25 protein-coding genes are annotated in these 21,610 nt (G+C 30.6%); 12 read left to right on the forward strand and 13 right to left on the reverse strand.

The features are described 5' to 3' along the window. Positions 1-33: 33 nt before the first annotated feature. The 4 genes from ASC41_RS15145 to ASC41_RS15160 all read right to left on the reverse strand — a co-directional run bounded on the left by ASC41_RS15145 (position 34) and on the right by ASC41_RS15160 (position 3,779). Positions 34-864, reverse strand: a complete 831-nt coding sequence (locus ASC41_RS15145; protein WP_083477231.1) for a GIN domain-containing protein — start codon at positions 862-864, stop codon at positions 34-36. 196 nt (positions 865-1,060) lie between these two features. After that, the gene (locus ASC41_RS15150) at positions 1,061-2,911 is read right to left on the reverse strand and encodes a PspC domain-containing protein (protein ID WP_055437506.1); all 1,851 of its coding nucleotides are present in this window, start codon (positions 2,909-2,911) and stop codon (positions 1,061-1,063) included. After that, entirely contained in the window at positions 2,904-3,248 is a 345-nt protein-coding gene (locus ASC41_RS15155; RefSeq protein ID WP_055437507.1) for a PadR family transcriptional regulator, read from the reverse strand. The genes ASC41_RS15150 and ASC41_RS15155 overlap by 8 nt, the downstream gene beginning before the upstream one ends. 84 nt (positions 3,249-3,332) lie before the next feature. Further along, positions 3,333-3,779 carry a DUF4870 domain-containing protein gene (locus tag ASC41_RS15160; RefSeq protein WP_055437508.1) on the reverse strand — a complete coding sequence of 149 codons (447 nt, stop codon included), beginning with the start codon at positions 3,777-3,779 and terminating at the stop codon, positions 3,333-3,335. Between the two features lie 141 nt (positions 3,780-3,920). On the opposite strand from ASC41_RS15160, the gene ASC41_RS15165 reads away from it, so the two are divergent. The 7 genes from ASC41_RS15165 to ASC41_RS15195 all read left to right on the forward strand — a co-directional run bounded on the left by ASC41_RS15165 (position 3,921) and on the right by ASC41_RS15195 (position 9,013). After that, on the forward strand, positions 3,921-4,385 hold the full coding sequence (locus ASC41_RS15165) for a DUF4442 domain-containing protein (protein ID WP_055437509.1): 465 nt from the start codon (positions 3,921-3,923) through the stop codon (positions 4,383-4,385). A gap of 59 nt (positions 4,386-4,444) precedes the next feature. Continuing rightward, positions 4,445-5,242, forward strand: coding sequence for a TIGR00266 family protein (locus tag ASC41_RS15170; RefSeq protein WP_055437510.1), 798 nt, complete (start codon positions 4,445-4,447; stop codon positions 5,240-5,242). 145 nt (positions 5,243-5,387) lie between these two features. Beyond that, positions 5,388-5,585 carry a hypothetical protein gene (locus tag ASC41_RS15175; protein ID WP_055437511.1) on the forward strand — a complete coding sequence of 66 codons (198 nt, stop codon included), beginning with the start codon at positions 5,388-5,390 and terminating at the stop codon, positions 5,583-5,585. 147 nt (positions 5,586-5,732) lie between these two features. Beyond that, complete coding sequence (locus ASC41_RS15180; RefSeq protein WP_055437512.1) at positions 5,733-6,056, forward strand: hypothetical protein; 324 nt, start codon at positions 5,733-5,735, stop codon at positions 6,054-6,056. A gap of 72 nt (positions 6,057-6,128) precedes the next feature. After that, complete coding sequence (locus ASC41_RS15185) at positions 6,129-6,935, forward strand: MbnP family protein (protein WP_055437513.1); 807 nt, start codon at positions 6,129-6,131, stop codon at positions 6,933-6,935. Positions 6,936-6,993: 58 nt separating this feature from the next. Beyond that, complete coding sequence (locus tag ASC41_RS15190) at positions 6,994-8,040, forward strand: cytochrome-c peroxidase (RefSeq protein ID WP_055437514.1); 1,047 nt, start codon at positions 6,994-6,996, stop codon at positions 8,038-8,040. Further along, positions 8,018-9,013, forward strand: a complete 996-nt coding sequence (locus ASC41_RS15195) for a transporter family protein (protein WP_193786901.1) — start codon at positions 8,018-8,020, stop codon at positions 9,011-9,013. Before ASC41_RS15190 ends, ASC41_RS15195 begins: the two co-directional genes overlap by 23 nt. 67 nt (positions 9,014-9,080) lie before the next feature. Here the strand turns inward: ASC41_RS15195 and ASC41_RS15200 are convergent, their stop codons facing one another. Then, complete coding sequence (locus ASC41_RS15200; RefSeq protein WP_055437515.1) at positions 9,081-10,019, reverse strand: hydrogen peroxide-inducible genes activator; 939 nt, start codon at positions 10,017-10,019, stop codon at positions 9,081-9,083. Positions 10,020-10,134: 115 nt separating this feature from the next. Between ASC41_RS15200 and ASC41_RS15205 the strand changes: the two genes are divergently transcribed. Continuing rightward, positions 10,135-10,614 (forward strand): Dps family protein, encoded by a 480-nt coding sequence (locus ASC41_RS15205; RefSeq protein WP_055437516.1) that lies wholly within the window; start codon positions 10,135-10,137, stop codon positions 10,612-10,614. A 76-nt stretch (positions 10,615-10,690) separates the two neighbouring features. Here the strand turns inward: ASC41_RS15205 and ASC41_RS15210 are convergent, their stop codons facing one another. From ASC41_RS15210 to ASC41_RS15240, 7 genes are all read right to left on the reverse strand, one after another. After that, positions 10,691-12,010, reverse strand: a complete 1,320-nt coding sequence (locus ASC41_RS15210; protein ID WP_055437517.1) for an OmpA family protein — start codon at positions 12,008-12,010, stop codon at positions 10,691-10,693. Between the two features lie 124 nt (positions 12,011-12,134). Continuing rightward, the gene (locus tag ASC41_RS15215; protein ID WP_055437518.1) at positions 12,135-13,466 is read right to left on the reverse strand and encodes a DUF58 domain-containing protein; all 1,332 of its coding nucleotides are present in this window, start codon (positions 13,464-13,466) and stop codon (positions 12,135-12,137) included. Continuing rightward, positions 13,466-14,533, reverse strand: coding sequence for an AAA family ATPase (locus ASC41_RS15220; RefSeq protein ID WP_083477232.1), 1,068 nt, complete (start codon positions 14,531-14,533; stop codon positions 13,466-13,468). The genes ASC41_RS15215 and ASC41_RS15220 overlap by 1 nt, the downstream gene beginning before the upstream one ends. Then, positions 14,534-15,727, reverse strand: coding sequence for a DUF4350 domain-containing protein (locus ASC41_RS15225; protein WP_055437519.1), 1,194 nt, complete (start codon positions 15,725-15,727; stop codon positions 14,534-14,536). Further along, entirely contained in the window at positions 15,720-16,439 is a 720-nt protein-coding gene (locus ASC41_RS15230) for a DUF4129 domain-containing protein (RefSeq protein ID WP_055437520.1), read from the reverse strand. Before ASC41_RS15230 ends, ASC41_RS15225 begins: the two co-directional genes overlap by 8 nt. Then, positions 16,432-17,355 (reverse strand): hypothetical protein, encoded by a 924-nt coding sequence (locus ASC41_RS15235; protein ID WP_055437521.1) that lies wholly within the window; start codon positions 17,353-17,355, stop codon positions 16,432-16,434. The genes ASC41_RS15230 and ASC41_RS15235 overlap by 8 nt, the downstream gene beginning before the upstream one ends. Next, entirely contained in the window at positions 17,352-18,314 is a 963-nt protein-coding gene (locus ASC41_RS15240) for a stage II sporulation protein M (RefSeq protein ID WP_055437522.1), read from the reverse strand. The genes ASC41_RS15235 and ASC41_RS15240 overlap by 4 nt, the downstream gene beginning before the upstream one ends. A gap of 35 nt (positions 18,315-18,349) precedes the next feature. Here ASC41_RS15240 and ASC41_RS15245 point away from each other — a divergent pair, with 35 nt between their 5' ends. From ASC41_RS15245 to ASC41_RS15255, 3 genes are all read left to right on the forward strand, one after another. Further along, positions 18,350-19,075 carry an RDD family protein gene (locus ASC41_RS15245; RefSeq protein WP_055437523.1) on the forward strand — a complete coding sequence of 242 codons (726 nt, stop codon included), beginning with the start codon at positions 18,350-18,352 and terminating at the stop codon, positions 19,073-19,075. A gap of 61 nt (positions 19,076-19,136) precedes the next feature. Beyond that, on the forward strand, positions 19,137-19,589 hold the full coding sequence (locus tag ASC41_RS15250; RefSeq protein WP_055437588.1) for a DUF1569 domain-containing protein: 453 nt from the start codon (positions 19,137-19,139) through the stop codon (positions 19,587-19,589). A 31-nt stretch (positions 19,590-19,620) separates the two neighbouring features. Further along, entirely contained in the window at positions 19,621-20,220 is a 600-nt protein-coding gene (locus ASC41_RS15255) for a trimeric intracellular cation channel family protein (RefSeq protein WP_055437524.1), read from the forward strand. A 10-nt stretch (positions 20,221-20,230) separates the two neighbouring features. Here the strand turns inward: ASC41_RS15255 and ASC41_RS15260 are convergent, their stop codons facing one another. Beyond that, on the reverse strand, positions 20,231-20,947 hold the full coding sequence (locus tag ASC41_RS15260) for a peptidylprolyl isomerase (RefSeq protein WP_055437525.1): 717 nt from the start codon (positions 20,945-20,947) through the stop codon (positions 20,231-20,233). Positions 20,948-20,949: 2 nt separating this feature from the next. On the opposite strand from ASC41_RS15260, the gene ASC41_RS15265 reads away from it, so the two are divergent. After that, the gene (locus tag ASC41_RS15265) at positions 20,950-21,591 is read left to right on the forward strand and encodes an NUDIX hydrolase (protein WP_055437526.1); all 642 of its coding nucleotides are present in this window, start codon (positions 20,950-20,952) and stop codon (positions 21,589-21,591) included. Positions 21,592-21,610: the final 19 nt, after the last annotated feature.

Below are 21,610 nucleotides of genomic sequence, written 5' to 3' on the forward strand. Positions count from 1 at the left end.
TTGTTTTTTATGCTTTACTATTAACTAGTTTTTCTATTTCTTTCTTAGAATAGCATCGTCTTCAAATTTTTCCAATTCAATTTTTGCACTACCATAAATGTATGTTTCAGACGTTCCTGAAGCTTCAATTATTAATTTTTTTGTCGCTTCTACATGTACATCAGCTCTGCCTTCAGTAATTAAATTACAGGTTTCTACAGTTAGTTTTTCGGCTTTTAAAATAGAAGAATTATCTGTGTTAGCTATTAACTCGCTTGCATCTCCTTCAATTTTAGCATTGGCACGTTGTAACATTTCTATTGTAATAGTTCCAGAGTTTATTAAAGCTTCAATAGATGTATTGTCACTTAGGTCTAAAATTGTCGATTTCGACGTTACATTTAGTTCAGCTTTTGTTTTTCCTGCTCCAATATATTCAAAAGATTCAGCTTCAATAGTTAAATACGTTTCAGTAGATTCTTTAGCTCTTATTATTAAGTTTTCAACCTTAATAGTACTTGCACCTCTTAATTCTGCATCTTCTTTCAATTCAATAATATTCAAGGAGTCATTAAATATTACGGTAATTTCCATTTTCTTACTAGAGGTAATCCTTTTGTTTGTTTTAAAACTTAAACTACCTTCTTGTACATTAAAGGCTATAACCTCATGTAAATTATCGTCTGTGTCTACTTGTACAGATGGTGTTTCACCTTGTTTTATATTAATTTTAAAATCGTCACTAATTACTAATCTATTAAAAGGATCTATTTCTGTAGTTTGCGTAGTAACATTTCTACTTCCTTTTATTTTTTCTGTACTTTGAGAAAATCCAGAAAAGGCTATTAAGCAAGTGATAATAAGGTAATGTATTTTTATTTTCATATTTATTTTCCGAGAAAGCGGAACACTTATTTATTGTTCAGCAAATATATAACAAAAATCATCCCAAACTTTTTATAAAGAATGGGATGGTTTTTGGTTGGTTAATTTTTGGTTGTTTTTACACGAATATATTTAGTATTAATGCAATTAAAAACTCTGCTATGGTTATCATAATTTCTGTTTTTATTGGTTATTGCTATTCTTTGTCTGATGTTATTTTAATACCATCTTCATCTATATTAACTTCTACGTTATTAGTTTTACTTTTTACACCATTTTCATTAATTTCTAACGAATTAGTATTGCTTGTTGCTTCAATGCCTTCAGAGTTTATTTTAAGTTTTGCACCATCTTTATTAATGTTTACATCTATCTCAAAATCGTCGTAATCATTGTCTTCATTACAATCGTTACATAATAATTTTCCGTTAGAAACGGTTAGAAAATGACCTTCTTTTGTTTTAGATAGTAAACAGTTATTAGTATGAAACCTGTGAGTGTTTTTATCTGGAAAAAGCGTTGTTCCTACTGGTAAATAAATAGTAACTTCTACTCTCTGGCTTCTTTTAATATCGTCATTAGGTATAAGAATATGATTATCTAAAAGTAACTCGTTACCTATTAGTTCGTATTCGTAGCTTATGTTTTCGGCTAATACTTTTGCCGATTCAAAAGATGAATTTCTAGCTGTTTTCATAATCTTAACTTTAGCAACACTATCTCTAGTAGAGCGAATTTTAAATGCTACGCTTCTAGCAAAAGTTATTTTATCTCCATTATCGTTAAAAGCTGTGTCGAAACTATTAAAGTTGTTATTATTACTATCAGAATAAGTTTCGTTACTTCTCATAGATAAGTATAACGTGTCTTTTTTAGTTATGCTCTCTAATTTCTCTGTTGAAATAGAAGGTGCTTTTTCACTGTACGATAAACCTTGTTTTGCACCAATAATGCAAATTCCAATTAAAGACAATAACCATGCTCCTAAAAGTGTAAACTTGGCTACACTACCAATAGATTTTAGGTTATTTACTAGAATTTTAAGACCTAGATAGAAAAGTAATAATAGTGGGATACCAATTAAAAAATATACTATTAAGAACACTAACCAAATAGGAGTGCTTGATGCTTCAGCTAGATATACTAAATCTGAATTTCCAAGATGAATTTGATCCATTCGTCCCATAAATATTGAAGAAATAAAAACAACAGTAGTTGCAATAAATCCCACGGCTCCAGTAAACATTAATATTATACCAATAAACTTAGCGAACAGTTTTAAAAAGAACATAAAAATGTCTGCGATGGTATCGAAAAACGTTTGCGAGCTTGATTTTATTCTGTTAGTAGATTTATTAACATCTATATTTTTTACAGAATTAGAAATATTATCGCTTGCGCTTTCAAAACCTTCTTTTAGTTTGTCTCCAGCGGTTTGAAGATTTTGACCAACACTATCTGAAACTGTTCCAAAGCCGTCACGAATTTTTTTTTCGATGTTGGAAATGGTTACGTTTTCTCCAGTCATTAATATCTTTTCAGAAGTAGTTTTTGCTTCTGGTACTAATATCCAAAGTAAAATGTAAATTAATATTCCTGTTCCAAAACCACCAATAACTAATACTAGCCAGATAATTCTAACCCATAAAGCATCGATGCCAAAGTAATGGGCTAATCCTGCAGATACACCACCTACATAAGACGTTTCGGTATCTCTATATAATTTTTTTGATCTACCTGTAGTATGTGTTCTTTGCTTTGGTTCGTCTTCAAATATTTCGTCGTCTACAAGATAGTCTTCCGGCTGTCCCATAATGGTAATCACCTCGTCTACTTGCTTGTTTCCAATAACTTGTTTTTCGTTTAATATACGTTCCGAAAATAATTCTGCGATACGAGATTCTATATCTGCAATTATTTCTGATCGTCCTTGAGAATCTGTAAATGAACGTTTTATAGCCTCAAGATAGCGCTGTAATTTTAAGTACGCATCTTCATCTATGTGAAAAAATATACCTGCTAAATTTATGTTGACTGTTTTATTCATTAGTGTTGTTTTTTGATGGTGTTACAATGTTAACTGCTGTTTGTAATTCGTCCCAAGTAGTGGTTAGTTCTTTTAAAAACAATTGCCCTGTTTCTGTTAATCCATAGTATTTTCTTGGTGGTCCAGAGGTGCTTTCTTCCCAACGGTAATTAAGAAGACCTGCATTTTTAAGTCGTGTAAGTAAAGGATAGATTGTACCTTCTACTACCAGTAACTTAGCATCTTTTAGAGTGCCTAAAATCTCAGCGACGTATGCGTCTTTGTCTTTTAATACAGATAAAATGCAATACTCTAAAACACCTTTACGCATTTGTGCTTTTGTGTTTTCTATCTTCATATTGTCATGCGATTTAATGTTGTTAAACTGTTCATTTTTTGATTGATTGATTATTGATGAAACTGAAAATAACTTCAGCTATATTTATTTTAAAAATTTAATACTTAATGGGTATTCATAAATTTCTCCGTCTCTTGCTCTTAAACTTGCTTTAACAATAAAAACGATCTCAAGAACAAAGCCTACTACTGCTAAAAAACCTAAAGAACCACCGATATAAAATAGAGGAGAAGGTTTACTAAGGTTTAAATGAATGCCTTCGAATAAATTAAAATCCATAAAATCGAAACCACTAAATATGCTAAAGGCAAAAAACGGAATAGTTACTAATCCAATAATTAAAGAATAGATTAATATACTTATTTGAAAGTTTAATGCTTGCTTTCCGTTTTCGTCTATAAATTGAGACTTCTCTTTGTTTATTACCCATAACACTAATGGACCTAAAAAATTCCCGAAAGGAACAAGAAATCTTGAAAAGGTAGATAGATGAATAAAGGTTGCGATATTAGTATGATTTTTTTCTTCCATTTTAAAAGTATATAATAGTTGCTTATACAAATATATGTCTTTAAAAAGGTATTGTGTTACGCATAGTACTAAATATTAACAAATTTTTAACATATTGAAATGTAAAATATTTTCGATAGTTTTGAAGAAATCTAATAATATATGAAGCTTACACCAAGTAAAATAAACACTTTCAATCTCTTTAAATTGCCTTCTGTATTCTTTACAGGAATACGTGTAACAACAATTAAAGATAACTCTTGCACAGTGAGAGTTAAACACCGTTGGATTAATCAAAATCCATTTAAATCTATGTTTTGGGCAGTTCAAGGTATGGCAGCAGAGTTATCAACAGGTGCATTAGTACTTGGTAAAATTAGAGAATCTGGAAAGCAAGTGTCTATGTTGGTTACCAACAATAATGCAAGTTTTACAAAAAAAGCTACAGGACGTATTGTGTTTTCTTGTGTAGATGGACATTTAATTGATGCAGCATTAAATAAATCTATAGAGACTGGAGAAGGTCAATCATTCTGGATGCAATCTATAGGTACTAACCAAGATGGAGTAGTGGTTTCTACTTTTAATTTTGAATGGTCTGTAAGAGTTAAACAACCTAAAAAATAAAAACTGTAACATTTTAATAAAAACCATTACATATAAAGTATAACTAAAAACTTAATAAGATGACAGCGCACGAAATAGACTATAGAATTTACGGAGAAGAAATGCAATACGTAGAGATAGAACTCGATCCTCAAGAAGGTGTAGTTGCAGAGTCTGGTAGTTTTATGATGATGGACGATGGTATTAAAATGGAAACCATTTTTGGAGACGGTTCTCAAAAAGATGAAGGTTTTCTTGGTAAAATTCTAGGTGCAGGAAAACGTATTCTTACAGGTGAAAGCTTATTTATGACCGCTTTTTATAATAATTTAGATGGAAAACGAAACGTTTCGTTTGCATCTCCATATCCAGGAAAAATTATTCCAATAGATTTAACAGCGTTTAAAGGTAAGTTTATTTGTCAAAAAGATGCTTTCTTATGTGCAGCAAAAGGAGTAAGTATAGGTGTAGAGTTTAGTAAAAAACTAGGTCGTGGACTTTTTGGAGGCGAAGGTTTTATAATGCAAAAGCTAGAAGGTGATGGTATGGCATTTGTTCATGCTGGTGGAACGACTGCAAAAAAAGAATTAAAAGCAGGAGAAACGTTACGTGTAGATACCGGTTGTATTATTGGTTTTACTCAAGGCATTAATTACGATATAGAGTTTGTTGGAGGAATTAAAAACACTGTTTTTGGAGGCGAAGGTTTGTTTTTTGCAAAACTGCAAGGGCCTGGTACAGTTTATATTCAATCCTTACCATTTAGTAGATTAGCAGGTCGTGTTTTATCAAGTATTCCAAAAGGAGGAAAGAGTAAAGGAGAAGGTAGTATTTTAGGTGGATTAGGAGATTTATTAGATGGTGATAATAGGTTCTAAATTTGTTAATTGTGAATAAATTAACAATCAAAATAAAGAATATCATCTTCTTTAATTGAATTTTTTCACTACATTTAATCGAATTTATAAACCATTTGCCTATTCTGTAAATCTACTTTTATTATTTAATTAAACACAAACTATTATGGCTAGAGCAATGTTCGAGTACACCAAAACTATACTTAATAAAGTTAGTTTTGATGCTAACTTGTTTTGTAAGGAGGTACAAAAAGCACTTCAACGTTTATTACCTTACGAAATTGAAGAACTAAAAATTTATATAGAATCTTTAATAAATGAAAACCCGGATTTAAACCAATGTTTAGTCTATATTAAAGTATAATAAAAAGCGACTCTCTGTAGTCGCTTTTTTTAATAGTTAATAATTAGTAAATTTTACTTTTCAACTTTATATTTGCAAAAAAATAAATAATTTACACTGAAATCTTTTTTCGCCATATTACTCTTTGTTTCATTTGCAATTAGACCAATGTACTTTGTTGGTTATGTTGCTTATTTTGAATTAAACATAGATTATATAATAGAAACGTATTGTGTAAATAAAGAAAAGCCACAATTACAATGTAATGGTAAGTGTCATTTAGCAAAACAAATAGCAACCACTACAGATAATGATGGAGATGCGACTTTAAATAGTTTAGCAGAATCTTTTTTCCCTGTGTTTTATGTAGACTATAACTACGATAAAGACATAAAAAAATCTTTAAAAAAAGAATTAAGAAAAAACACACTACAAGAACAATTGTACTCATTCTCTTTTGAGCACACACACTTTAAACCTCCTATAGTTTAATTTTTATTTCGTCTAGTCTTACATTCTTTATAAGGCTAAAAATTACAATTACAATTAATAAAATTTAAACAAATGAAAACTTTAAAATTTACATTTGCGCTATTACTATGCGCAACAATATTTGCATGCTCATCAGACGACGATTCAATTTCTAGTACAGAAGGATTAGAAGGACAAAAAGGAGAATTAATATTAAAATTCGACAACGGTGTTGGAGATAGTGATTTTATCTTTGGTACTACATATAACAAATCTAACGGAGAATCTTTTCAATTAGAAACTTTAAAATACATTATTAGTAACGTAAGAGTTAAGGATTCTGAAGGTAATACTTTTATGTATCCAACAGAAGATAACGTCTTTATTGTTAATGAAGCAGATGGTAATAATGCAGGAGAAATTTATATTACATTAAATAATGTAGATGCTGCAAATTATACTGAAATCACCTTTGGTGTTGGTATAGATCAAGACCGTTTTGCTTTAGGAGCAGCTGGGCAAGGAGATTTTTTAGATGAAGCTACAGACGAAGGTATGATGTGGAGCTGGGCTTCAGGTTACAAGTTTATTAGATTAGATGGTACTTTTTCTACATCATCGGTTACAGATCAGCCATTAAGCGTACACATGGGAAGTGTTGGAACATCTTTAGATAACTACCGTGAGGTTACATTACCATTTCCAAATACAGTATTGGTTAGAGAAACTACTTCGCCAGAAGTACATATAAAAGCAGATATTTCTAAAGTATTCGATGGTTCAACTACAGCTAATTTTGCCGATGGTTACGATCAAGTACATACAGATGTAAACGAAACTCCAATTATTGCAGATAACATTAATGGAATGTTTGAAGTACACCACGTACACAACGATTAATTAGCAATTAAACCATTGAAGGTGTTTAGCCTTCAATGGTTTTACTATATCAATAATTATGAAAAAAACACTTCTTTTTTTTATAAGTATAATGGTATTTTGTTCGTGTTCAAATTCAGAAGAAGTAGTAGCTTACGAAGCTGTTCCTTTAACTGTAGATTGGCCTTCAAATTTTCCAGAAATCACTTATAATTTAGACAATAATCCTTTAACAGATGCAGGTTTCGAACTTGGTAAAAAACTGTTTTACGAAGGTAGATTATCTTCTAATAATGCTATCGCTTGTGCTTTTTGCCACGAGCAAGCTTTTGCTTTCACGCATCACGGACACAATTTAAGTCACGGTGTAAATGGAGGTATTGGATTAAGGAATGCGCAGCCTATGCAAAATTTGGCTTATCAAACTTCATTTATGTGGGATGGTGCAGCTACACATTTAGATTTACAACCTATAATACCTATTACCAGTGATCTTGAAATGGGAGAGACATTGGGTAATATTGTAACAAAATTAAGTACAGATGTTTACTATCAAGAGCAGTTTACTCGTGCTTTTGCTGATGGTGAAATAAACTCAGAAAACATTTTAAAAGCGTTATCTCAGTTTATGCTTACCATGGTGTCTTCAAATTCTAAATATGATAAGTATGTTAGAAATGAAGAAAACATGACACTTTCATCAATAGAGCAAGATGGCTTAAATACTTTTGATGTAAAATGTGCATCTTGTCATTCTAGCGATTTATTTACAGACCAAAATTTTAGAAATAATGGTTTGTCTATTAATCCGCAATTAAACGATAAAGGCCGTTATGAAATAGGAAATAATCCAGACGATTTATACACTTTTAGAGTTCCAAGTTTACGTAATGTAGAAGTTAGTTATCCTTTTATGCACGATGGACGCTTTGCAACATTAGAAGCTGTTCTAGATTTTTACGATTCTGGGATTACAGATAATGGCAATGTAGATCCATTACTATTAAAACCAGATGGTAGTTATGGTATTGATTTATCAGATTACGAAAAAGAAAGCATTATAGCATTCTTAAAGACATTAACAGATCACGAATTTTTAGAAGATGAAAGATTTTCAGAATATTAATAAAATAGTAATAGTAGCTTTATTTATTGCTTTCGGTATTTCTAAAGTTAATGCTCACGAGATTAAAGGCTCGTGTTCCAATCATGAAACATTTTCTTTTTTTTGCGACTTATGTGGTTGCTCGACAAGTAGTGGGAGTTTTGGGTTTGGTACATTAAGCAACGCAAATTTTATAGGTGTACGTTATATCTATCAAAGTTTTGAATCTAAAAATGGCATTTTCGATAATTCACCTAAAAGTGAAGAAACCTTTAATACATATCAGTTATGGGCACAAATACCTATTACAGATGCTTTTTATGTTACAGCAAATTTACCATATCAAGATTTAAATAGAAGTTATACAAATTCAACCGAAAACATCTCTGGTTTAGGAGATAGTAGTTTAATAGGTTGGTATAAATTAGCTTTTTATAAGAAGAAAAAAGAAGGTGAAGCTGTAGATTTTAATTCAGAAAAGCAACCTTCAGGACATTCTATACAGTTTGGTTTGGGTGTGAAATTACCAACAGGTAAATTTGAAGAACGTTTGACAGACAACATTAATCCAGGTTTTCAAGTAGGAACAGGAAGCGTAGACGGTGTTTTTTCTTTAGGCTATAACTATGGCGGGAATAAAATAGGAGTAAATACACTACTAAGTTATTATTTAAAAGGCGAGAACAAGAACGAATACCAATTTGGTAATCAATTTAGTTATGCCGTTAATATGTTTACTGCTTTTTCTACCGAAAAAATGAATATAATGCCATTTGTAGGACTTTCTGGCGATGTTTATGATTCTATAAAGCAATATGGTGAAACCTTGCAAGACACAGATGGAAACATTCTTAATGCTTCGTTAGGATCGGAATTAGCAATAGAGAAGTTTATATTTGGAGCAAGTTATACTTTACCAGTAAGCCAAAGTTTATTTGGTGATAATGTAGAGTCAAAGCAACGTTTTTCAGTCTATGTAAATTTTGCTTTATAAAATTTATTAACTATTTAAAACAACAAAAGCGCTATAGAGCGCGTCTTTTTGTTGTTTTAATATAGACCTATTTTGGTAAAGGGCTTATTATTTGAACATTTTGAAATGCTATTGCGCCTCTAATTATTCCAGAGATAACATCTTGTAATGCTTCAATAATTTGCATTTTTAATTCACTTTTATGATAAATAATACTCACTTCTCTAGCTGGAGAAGGTGCATTAAACTCTTTTAAATTATTTCTTGTTTTTTCATTAATATCTAGAGTATGTAAATATGGGAGTAAGGTCATACCTAGTCCTTCGTTAGAGAGTTTAATTAGTGTTTCTATACTACCACTTTCTATTTGAAAACTATCCTCGTTTTGAGCTTTAAATGCGCGACATAAATTAATAACACCATCTCTAAAACAATGTCCGTCTTCAAGCAAAAGCATATCTTCAATATCTAGATCTTCAGTGCTAATTGTTTTTTTACTACTTAAGCGATGGCTTTGTGGTATGTATGCCATAAAAGGCTCAAAATAAAGGACTCTTTCCTTTATAGAGTCATTTTCTAAAGGAGTTGCAGCAATGGCAGCATCTAAATGTCCTTCGTTAATTCTAGTTATTATTTCTTCGGTAGTAAGTTCTTCTATTTTAAGTTTAACCTTAGGATACTTCTTAATAAAAGTTTTTAAAAACATTGGTAGTAATGTTGGCATTACCGTTGGTATTATTCCTAGTTTAAATTCTCCTCCAATAAAACCTTTTTGTTGATCTACAATGTCTTGTATTCTATGAGATTCGTTTACAATATTTCTAGCCTGACTAACTATCTTTTTACCCACACCAGTTAGTTCTATTGGTTTTTTACTTCTGTCGAAAATTAAAATATCTAATTGATCTTCTAATTTTTGAATTTGCATGCTTAAAGTTGGTTGCGTAACAAAGCACTTTTCTGCTGCTTTTGTAAAATTCTGTTGTTCTGCAACTGCAAGAACATATGTTAGTTGTGTGATTGTCATTGGATATAGTTTTCAACTATAAAAATATAAAATCTATCAATAAAAACTATACTAATTAGCATTTATTTTAATCGTAAATTTGAGTATTAAATAACACAGATAAAAAACAAATATTATGGCATTAAATAGTTTAGGATTAGACGCAAAAAAGACTAAAGAAATCGCAGGTGATTTGAATGATTTATTAGCAAATTTCCAAAATTATTACCAGAATTTAAGAGGTATACATTGGAATATTAGAGGAAAGAATTTTTTCGATTTGCATGTTAAATTTGAAGAGTTGTATACGGATGCCAACTTGAAAGTCGATTTAATAGCAGAGCGTGTGCTTACTTTAGGTGAAACACCTTTACATACTTTCGATGATTATATTAAAAAAGCAAAAGTGCCAGTTGGAAAAAACATATCTAAAGATAGTGATGCAGTACATTTAATTGTAAACTCTTTAGCGGAGTTATTAAAGTTAGAAAGACAAGTGCTTGATAAGGCTGGAGATGCTAATGATGAAGGAACAAGTTCTATGATTAGTGATTTTATTACGGAGCAAGAAAAAACGCTTTGGATGATGAATGCTTGGTTAGGAGAGAGTATCTAATAAATGAATTTATATAAAACAAAAAAAGCGACCATTAGGTCGCTTTTTTTTGTTTAGTTAAAACGTATTTAATAGATTAATTAACAATAAAAATTTCTATTCGTCTGTTTTTTAATCTGCCTTCTGCAGTACTATTATCTACAGCAGGTTTTTCTTCTCCATAACCTTGTGATGTTAGGCTTTTAGCATTTACACCTTTAGAAATTAAATAGGTTTTGGCTTCATTAGCTCTTTTTTCAGATAATAACATATTAGTTCCTTTACTTCCTAGGTTGTCTGTATGTCCTGTAATGTGAAATTTCATGTTTGGTTGCGTAAGCATAACTTTCGAAATATTATCTAAAGCAGCCATACCTGTACTTGTTAAAGTTGCTTTACTATTGTTAAACGTTATAGATTGTGCAAACTCTTTTAACTCATTTGTCACTTTTAATTTTATAGCATTATTTCGTTCTGTTTGCTCTTGGCGTTGTATTAGGCTTTTTTGCTGTAATTGTTCTTTTGTTGGGCATCCAGCATTACTGGCAGGTCCAGGTTGTTGCGGGCATTTATCTCTACTGTCTATTACACCGTCTTTATCCGTATCAAAAACTGGGCAGCCATCATCATTAATCGCTCCTTTTACTTCTGGACATTTATCGTATTTATCTGGTGTGCCATCACCATCGTTATCTGGACATCCACGCATATTTGCTGGACCAAAATTATTAGGACAAAGATCTTCGCTGTCAATTACGCCATCTTTATCTGCATCTGGACAACCATTAGTTTCAAACGAGCCAAATAATTCCGGACAGGCATCTTTGTCATCGTTTATACCATCTTTATCTGTGTCTTTTCCGCCATATCTAAATATTATTCCAGCAGAATGTTGCCAGTGTTTTAAACCATAATCTTCGAAAGCGTGTTTATAAATTGTTTGAATATTAAAACCAAAAGAAGTTCCAATCCAAATATTTGTACCAATTCCGCCATTAACTGTTCCGGCTCCTATTGTATCTAGCCAAGTGTAACCTCCACCAATTGTAGCATAAGGATCTAATATCCCAAGTCCATTAGTAAATTGATATTTAAACATACCATCTAGAGCAATGTATGGATATTCGGCATCTAGAGTTTCTTCTGTAGGATAATTTTCTTCTAAGCTATTAAGTGATGCGACAGCTTCAAAAGTGATTCTGTTTTTTATTAAGCGTCCAGCAGATAATCTAAAACCTGCAGGATTAAGATTCCAAGTTTTAAAACGGCCTAAGCCAGCTTCTTGTTCTCGAACAGGATTGTTAATAGCATTAGTCCCAAAACTAGTGGTCCAAGGATTGTTTATAGTTTGAGAATTTGCGTTGTGAAAGCTTAAAGCTGAAACAATTGCAATAAGAATATAGCCAAATGGTTTCATTGGGTTTTATTTGAAAATTAATTAATAGCTATAGCAAGATATACTAAAAATTAGAAAATAAAAAATAAATGAAACTTAAGCGATTAAAGTGCTTAAAGCTTAGTTAAAATACTACAATAATGCTTTACAGTAAGCCTCTAGCTTTAATTTCTAGGTATTTATTAATGGTGTCTACCGTTAAATTTTGAGGCGTAGTTAGAATAGAGTAGATACCGTGTTTTTGAAGCTCGTTTACAATAAGTTTTTTCTCGTAGATAAATTTTTCAGCAATAGTTTTTTCGAAAATTTCGAAAGTATTATCTGCTTTTTTAGTTGTAATCTTATCTAATTCAGTGTTTTTAAAGAAAATAACAACTAATAAGTGGTTTTTTGCCAAAGCTTGTAAATAACCTAATTGTCTATGTAGCGCATCTAGTGTTTCAAAATTAGTATAAAGTAAGAATAGACTTCTTTGGTTAATGGTTCTTTTTACGTCTATATAAAGTCTAGAGAAATCCGATTCGGCATAATCTGTGTCTAAATTGTATAAGGTTTCTAAAATGGTATTCATTTGAGATGGTCTACGTTGTGCAACAACTCTATTGCTTACATTTCTAGAAAACGCAAACATACCAGCTTTATCTTGTTTCATTAGTGCGATATTACTAATTACAAGCGTTGCATTTATGGCGTAATCTAAAAGACTTAAACCTTCAAAAGGCATTCGCATTACACGTCCTTTATCGATAACCGAATAGACAGGTTGAGATTTCTCATCCTGAAATTGATTAACCATTAATTGGTCGCGTTTTGCAGTAGCTTTCCAATTAATATTTCTAATATCATCACCAGGAACATAATCTTTAATTTGCTCAAATTCCATGGTATGACCAATTCTTCTTATTTTTTTAAGACCATATTCCGAAAGTTTATTGGTAAATGCCATAAGCGCATACTTTCTTAATTGTAAGAAAGATGGATAGTTGGGCACCATTTCGTCTTTACCAAATTTGTAACGTCTAGAAACGAGTCCAATAGGAGAGTTGGTATAAAGGTTTAGATTTCCAAAATGATATTCGCCACGTTCTAAAGGACGTAGTGTGTATTTTATTTTTTTTGAGTCTCCTTTTTCTACTATTGTATCAATATTGAAATCTCTTTTTTGATATTGAAAAGGAAGCTCGTCGATTAACTTAATATAAGTTTTAAAGTTATAATGATTTTCTATAGATATTGCAATCTCATTATCATCGCCATTACTTAATTTTTCTGGCAATACACGGGTTGCATGTATTCCTTTCTGCTTATAAAGAATAATAAAATCTACTATAATTAATCCGCAGAAAACAAAAAACAGCATTTTTATGATACTTAATAATCCAGGAAAAATGTATGCCAGGATAAATAAGGCAATAATGATTCCTACGATTAAAAAAAATCGAGAGGTTAAATAACTATTTTTAAAAAATGATTTCACTATCTCGGAATTTCTATAGTTTCTAAAATCTGGTCTATTACTTTAGCATTTGTAAAGCCTTCCATTTCGCGTTCAGGAGTAAGTACTAAACGGTGTTTTAGTACAGCTTTTGTACAACGTTTAATATCGTCTGGAGTGACAAAATCTCTACCATTAATGGCTGCATTGGCTTTAGCAGCATTCATAATAGAAATAGAGGCTCTTGGTGATGCTCCTAAATAGAGATTAGCATTTGTTCTTGTATTATTTACAATAGATGCTATGTATTTTATTAAGTTATCTTCAATAAGAATAGATTTTACAATGTCTTGGTATTTTGCTATTTCTTTAGCGTTTAAAACCTTAGTAATATTATCGAAATCTATAGAATCTTTACTATTATGGTTACCAACAAGTATTTCTATTTCTTCTTCTAAAGACGGATAATCTACTTCAATTTTAAATAAGAAACGATCTAATTGTGCTTCTGGAAGTCTATAGGTTCCTTCTTGCTCTATTGGATTTTGTGTAGCAAAAACTAAAAACGGTTTTTCCATAATGTAACGGCTGCCATCTATAGTGACTTGGCGTTCTGCCATAACCTCAAATAATGCCGCTTGTGTTTTTGCAGGCGCACGGTTTATTTCATCAATTAAAATAATATTAGAAAAAATAGGTCCTTTTTTATATTCGAACTCTTGAGATTTTACATTAAAAATAGACGTTCCAAGTATATCACTAGGCATTAAATCTGGAGTAAACTGTATTCTACTAAAATCGACATCTAAGGTCTTTGCAAGTAACTTTGCTGTTACAGTTTTTGCAACACCAGGAACACCTTCTATAAGAGAATGTCCATTTGCAAGTATAGAAATAATAAGTAATTCTATCATGTTGCTTTGGCCAACAATAACTTTAGAAATCTCATTCTTTACGCTTTCTACAGCGTTTTGTAATGGCGCTAAATCTATACGACTATTAAATGTTTCGTTACTATTTGTTTCGGCAGTAGTATTAACTTCGGCTTCGTTATTAGTCTTATTTGTAGCGTCTATATTTTGGTTTTCTAGGTTGTTTTGATCTTCCATTTAATTTTCGTTATTTAAAAATTCTTCTAATTTAGTATTCAATACAATTAAGTCGTTTTCTGTATGTACTTGCTTTTGCTTGCAATACTTTATTAAATCTATTAATGCTTTTACATCTGCTAGTGATGTTGCCGATTTAAGAGCAAGTTTTTCTATAAAATCACTATTTAAATTGGTAGTGTTTAAATAGTATTGTGTTCTAATGGTTTCTAAGAAAAAGGTTGTTTTCTTATCTATAATATTTGTGTATTCTTTATTCTGAAAATATAATCCGCCAATAGTTTTTGTGAATTCTACCGTTGTATTTTCTAGTGGTTCTATAACAGGAACTATACGTTGGGTACGCTTGCTTTTAAATAATACAAATATTATTAAGGTTGTTAATGTTAAATAGAAAGCCCATTTTAAAGACGGTTGCGATAAAATATAACGCAACGGACTTTGTATTACTCTTCGGCCAGATTTATAATAGTCGTCCCAAATTATTTGATTTTTTGGGAGGAAAGATAAAACGGTTGCAGCATAATCTTCATTGTTATTTAGTAAGTGGTAATTAGTAAAAGCAAAAGGATTTGTATGTATTAAAAAAGCACCGTTGTTTTCTCCAAATTTAACTTTTATAAAGTTAACCTCTTCCTCTAATTCATCGTTATAAATAGTACCTAAAACAGTTGTGTTTAATGTGTCTATAGAGACAAAATAACTGTTCTCGATAACATCTTTAAAAATGGTTTTATTATCTGTTAAACTAGGGTTAGTGAATTTTTGTTCTGTTTCTTTTTTAGTAAAACTTGTTTGTATGTTTCTAGTTTCAATGTTAAGGGTATCTGCAATCTTACCATAAAAACTAGTAGTAGATATTAATGCTGTATTTCCTTGGTTTACATATTTTAGTAAAGCATCTGCTTCTTCTTCATAAAAAGAAACATTTTTATTTATAAAAATTGCAGTAGATTTTTTTGTAGAATCTATGTCTTTATAACTAGAGTAAAAATCTTCTGTATTGGTAATAATATCTTTATCAGTGAATGTTTCTAATTCATTAAAAAGAACATAACAACCCAATGGAATTTTATCTTGAGAATTATAAGAATCCCTCCAACTTAAGGCTTTAGGTTTGGCAATTTCTCCAATAATCATTAACAAGATAATTGCGCCAATGCTGTACAATGCTATTTTTGAGCGTTTATCCATTAGTTGCCTTATTTAATTGATTAAAAAGCTCTTGATTTTGAACGAATTTCTCTTCGTCTATAGCAAACTCACCATACCAAACATAATCGTAAATATGAGAGGCGCGTTTAAATAAGTCTTTAGTATTGTGGTCTTTAATTTCGGTTATATACTCGCTATTGGTTTTATCGAAATTCCATTTTATTATTTCTTTCTTAGAGAGTTGTTGTAAAGCTCTTAAATAAAGGTAGCGTGTAGCCAGCCTATAATTTCCTTTTTTAATAGCTTTTTTAGTAAGCTTTTCGAAATTAGTTTCGGTTAAGGTTTCTTCAGTAAAATGAATAGAATCTATGGTGCGAGCTTCATTTTTAAACACACTACTTATTGGTGTTTGCATTAGAAAACGAATAAGTAAAAATAAGGCGCCAATACCTAATATGGCATATACTATATATTCTAAAACTTGGTAGTTAACATCTATATCTATTCCGAAGATATCTTGAAGCCATCCAAAGAATTTTTTAAAAATAGTTTGTACTAAATTAATACCACCGGTATCGTTAATAGTGTAGTTGAAATCGCTGCCTGTATAACGTTCCTTTATATTATCTTTAAAATAAGTAACATTTACAGCAGAAGAATCTTTTTTAATTTCTAAGTCTTGCGCATTCGAAGAAGTGAAACTAAAAAAAGTCAAGCATAGCAGGTATTTGATTTTTAGTGCTTTATTCATCTTTGCCAATCAAATCTATTTTACTTTGTAAATAGGTGTTGTACTTTTCTTCATGTAAATTATAGAAAAGTACACCGTAAGCTAATTGTGATAATGCTTGAGAGAAAATAAGCGTTAAAAGGAAAATAGCAAATGAGATTGTAAATAAAATGCTTGCAAAATTACTGGTTACAATATCGATATTACTTTCCGCCGAAAAGTAAATGTAAATAGATAAAATGAATCCAGGTATTGCTATAATTAAAGTCACTATCATTAGGTTTAAAAAACCAATAACAAAACTATAACCTACTATTTTTAAAAAATTGTTAATCGAAAAATCCCAGCCTTCTTTTAAAGCTTCTACAGTAGATAAGTTGTTAGAGAATATAGCCATAAAAGCAATGCCAAACATAGTAGAAAGGACAAAGCTAACAGCATATTGTACTAAAGTACCAACTATGGGAATAAAGGCAAGTACTAATGAGATAACAAAGTATCCTATATAGATTAAGATACCTAATAGAATAAATAGAAATATATTTCCAATATTATCTTTTATACTGTCCCATATATTTTTAGAGGTTTGATTTCCTTGAGTCTTTACATACTGTGTAATATATGAACTGGAAAAGCTATAATTAATTAAAGCAGTAATAAAATAAATTAAGACTAGTAGTATAGCTCCAAATCCTAAATACAATTGTGTTTCGGTTTGGTCGCTTCCCATTCCAAATCTAAAATCTCTACTTGCTAAACCCATAAAACCTGTTACTAATAGGTAGCTAGATAGTAATACAAAAATGACACTTAATGCGTTGTATCTTAAATACAGATTAATATAATCTTTAAAATTATATTTTAAAAAAGTAAAATAGTTGTCGATAATGGATCCAAAAGTATTTCTGGTACGTAATTCTATATATTTTGTTTTCAATTAATTTTTAATTTTCGGTTAAGTATAATAGGATAGAAAATATAATAATAGCTGATTAATGCTGCTGAAGCTAATATAATACTATAAGAAATTATCCAATGCATATTATCGCCATATCTTGTAATAAAACCTTCAATAAAACCAGCAATAATAAAAAATGGGAAGGTGCTCACAATTATTTTTAGACCATCTTTTGCGCCTTTCATAAAGGAGACACGCCTAGAATATGTTTTTGGAAACAGAAAGCTATTTCCCATAACAAGCCCAGCACATCCGGCGATTACAATTACAGAAATCTCAATGGTACCATGTAACCAAACAGTAGATGTTTTTTCTAAAACACCATAATTGTAGAAAAAAGTAATAAAAGCACCAAGCATAATACCATTGCTAAATAATACATAAATGGTACCAACGCTAAATAAAATACCCATAGCGAAGGCAAATATTCCAACTCTTATGTTATTAATTGTAATACCTAAAAACATCCCAATTTCTCCACTGCTTTTATATACAGCCATTGGTTCTCCTTTTTCAATGTTTTCAATTGTCATATTAACATAAGCATCGCCTAAAATTAAACGCACAAAACTATCATCGTTTATAGTTGAAACAGCTCCTATAACTACAGCTGCCATAAAAAACAGAAAAGTATAAAGTAAGGTTTTATGGTATTGTTTAAAAAATAAGGGAAACTCATATTTCCAAAACGAAACGATCTTATTATTGGTTTCTTTTTTTGTAATATAAATTTTCTGATGCGCCTCTGAAGCTAACGAGTTCAAGTACGCTAAAGTTTTACTATCAGGATAATATGTTTGCGCATAAGACAAATCGTTTGTAAGTTGAATATAGTAAGAAGCTAAAGTATCTGGATTTATTTTAAGATTATTATGCAATGATTTTTCAAATGCAATCCATTTTTCCTTATTTTGCTTCACAAAAGATGCCTCGCGCATATAATAAATAATAATTTTAACGAATATACATTTCCATGAGCAATTTAGCAATTAACACTGCGCAAAATGTAAACTTAGATTATAAACTTATTGGCTTAGGAGAAAGATTACTTGCTTTTTTAATAGACGGTATTATTCTGTTTACCTATATGTCTATAATGGAAAACTTAGTTTCTATTTCTGATATTTTTGAAATCGATGATTGGGGAAAAAGAGGATTATTAGGTTTAATTACTTTGCCTGCATTATTTTATTCGGTGTTATGCCATATTATATTTGAAGGCAGAACCATTGGTAAAATGATAATGAAAATTAAAGTGGTACGCATAGATGGCTCACCAACACAATGGTATAATTTATTTGTACGTTGGATGTTACGCTTAATAGATATCTGGATGTTTTTTGCTTCTATAGGTGTGTTAAGTATTCTGTTTTCAGATAAAAAACAACGTGTAGGAGATTCTGCTGCCGGTACAGTGGTAATTTCAACAAAAAATAAGCATAAAATTTCAAGTACCATATTAGAAGATTTAGTTGAAGATTATGAACCTGTTTTTACTAATGTAACGCAGTTAAAAGACAAAGACGTTAGAATAATTAAGGAAGCTTTTACAATCGCTAAGAAGACTAACGACTATAAGACATTTATTCTTTTAAGGAAAAAAATATGTGAGATTTTAAATATAGAAAGCAAGATGTACGATAAGGATTTTGTAGAAACCATTTTAAAAGATTACAATTACTATACGCAAAGCATGTAAGAAGAGTAGTCAATTTGACTTTGTTAAAAAGGAGGGTAAATTGCTTTTAAAAATAGATAAAATGAAAAACATTTTCAATAAAGAAATTACAAACGAGGTTGTTAATAGAATTAATAATTTAACTGAAGCAACACAACCAAGTTGGGGGAAAATGTCTGTTTCGCAAATGTTAGCACATTGTTCTGTTTCTTACGAAATGGTTTACACAGTTATGCATGTAAAACCCAATGCTTTTGTAAAAACGATGTTAAAACTGTTTGTAAAAAAAGCAGTTGTAAATGAAAAGCCGTATACTAAAAACGGACGTACAGCTCCACAATTTATAATTACAGATCCAAGAGCATTTGAAGTTGAAAAGAAACGATTGGTAGATTATATACTAAAAACACAAGAGCTTGACGAAGATTATTTTGAAGGTAAAGAATCTCATTCTTTTGGTAAGTTAACAGCAAAAGAGTGGAATAATTCTTTTTACAAGCATTTAGAGCATCACTTAACGCAGTTTGCTGTATAATTATTTCAATAAGAAAACAATCAAGTAATCAATGTTTTACATAATAGATATTTTAGGAACGTTAGCATTCTCTATTTCTGGAGTTTTAATTGCTCTTAATAAAAGAATGGACGCTTTTGGTGTTCTTATAATTGCATTTGTAACAGCTGTTGGCGGAGGTACTTTAAGAGATGTGCTTATTGGAGATACACCAGTAAGCTGGATGAAGGATATGACCTTTGTTTACGTGGTTTTAATATCCACAATTTTAGCAGTAATTTTTAAATCTAAAATAGATTATTTACGTAAATCATTATTTTTATTCGATACCATTGGAATAGGTTTGTACACAGTAGTAGGGATAGAGAAAGGTATTAATGCTGGTTTGCACCCAATTATTTGTATTGCATTAGGTACAATGTCTGCTTGCTTTGGAGGAGTAATTCGTGATATTTTATGTAATGAAATTCCTGTAATTTTCAGGAAAGAAGTTTACGCAACAGCTTGTATTCTTGGAGGTATTGTTTACTTTATAATAAAACGTCTACCAATAGAAGGGAACCTTGTATTTATAATTGCCGGATTAGTAGTTATAATTATAAGAATTTTAGCTGTGAAATTTAAATTACGATTGCCTAATTTGTATAGATAGTCACTTTAAGCTATTTTAAAACTTCGACCTTATCAATATAAATATTATGCATTGGCCAATGGCCTCCATCAACTTCTTGTTCTGCAATTTTATCTACCACATCTAAACCGTTTGTAACACGACCAAAAGCAGTGTATTCTCCATCTAAATGATACTGATTGCTTTGTGTAATAAAAAACTCGAAAGGAGATGCTAATTTATAAGCGTCATCAATTTCTCCACTAGGTATAGAGATAATACCACGCTTGTGTTTGTAACCATGTCTAACATCTGGAGGTAAAAGGTAGCGCCCAATTTTACCACGTTTTTTTAAAACCTCTGGTTCATCACTATTTCCACCTTGTATAACAAAGTTTTTAACCACACGATGAAACTGTGTGCCATCAAATATTTTGTTTTTAGTAAGAAATATAAAGTTTGCTCTATGGTATTCTACGTTGTTAAATAACTCTAAATCTATAGTTCCATATTGAGTAAAAATACGCACTTTGTTTTCTTTGTGAACTTTACCATATTCACGAAAAAAATCCATAGCATTCTTATCGTTTAAGGGTAAGTAGCGCTCTTCTAAGCTTAGTTTAGAGCTGTCTATTTCTATTGCTATTTTTTCAATCTCAGGTTTTATGGTGTCAATTTTAGTTATAATTTTCTCGACAGTTTTAGGTTTAGATTGTTTATCTTCACAATTAAATAATAGTAATATAGCAAGTATTAGAAGTCCTCTCATAAATGAAATTTGAATCGTTTTTAAAATCTATCGTAAAAATAGAAAATTTACCGCTGCCAGCCGAAACCTCACAGTTTAAAATGTCGCCTCCTTACAGAAGAGATTTAATTAAGCAGCAAGCTGAAAGAATTAAAAAAGCAAGGAAAAGTGCTGTAATGGCTTTGTTTTACCCAAATACAGAAGGTGAAACGTATCTTATTTTAATTTTAAGAAAAACGTATAAAGGTGTCCATTCTGCACAAGTAGGTTTTCCTGGTGGAAAATTAGAAGTTAACGAAACTAATAAAGAAGCTGCTTTACGTGAAACAGAAGAAGAAATAGGAGTAAAGCAAGATACAATCACTGTTTTAAAAGAGCTTACGCAAATGTATATTCCGCCAAGTAACTTTTATGTTAAACCATTTTTGGGTTTTGTAGAAAATACACCAGAATTTATTAAGCAAGACACAGAGGTAGAGGCACTTTTAGAAGTTAAACTAACTAATTTTTTAGACGATAATATTATAACAACCAAAACGGTAACGCTTGCTAACGGACTAGAAGCTAGTGTTCCAGCATATAAATTAAACAACCATTTAGTTTGGGGAGCAACAGCTATGATGTTAAGTGAAGTGAAAGACTTGTTAAAGGCTAGCTTTAAATAGTTCGATTTTGCTACATTTG

It is taken from the genome of Lacinutrix algicola (genome assembly GCF_001418085.1).
GTDB classification, from domain to species: Bacteria; Bacteroidota; Bacteroidia; order Flavobacteriales; family Flavobacteriaceae; genus Lacinutrix; species Lacinutrix algicola.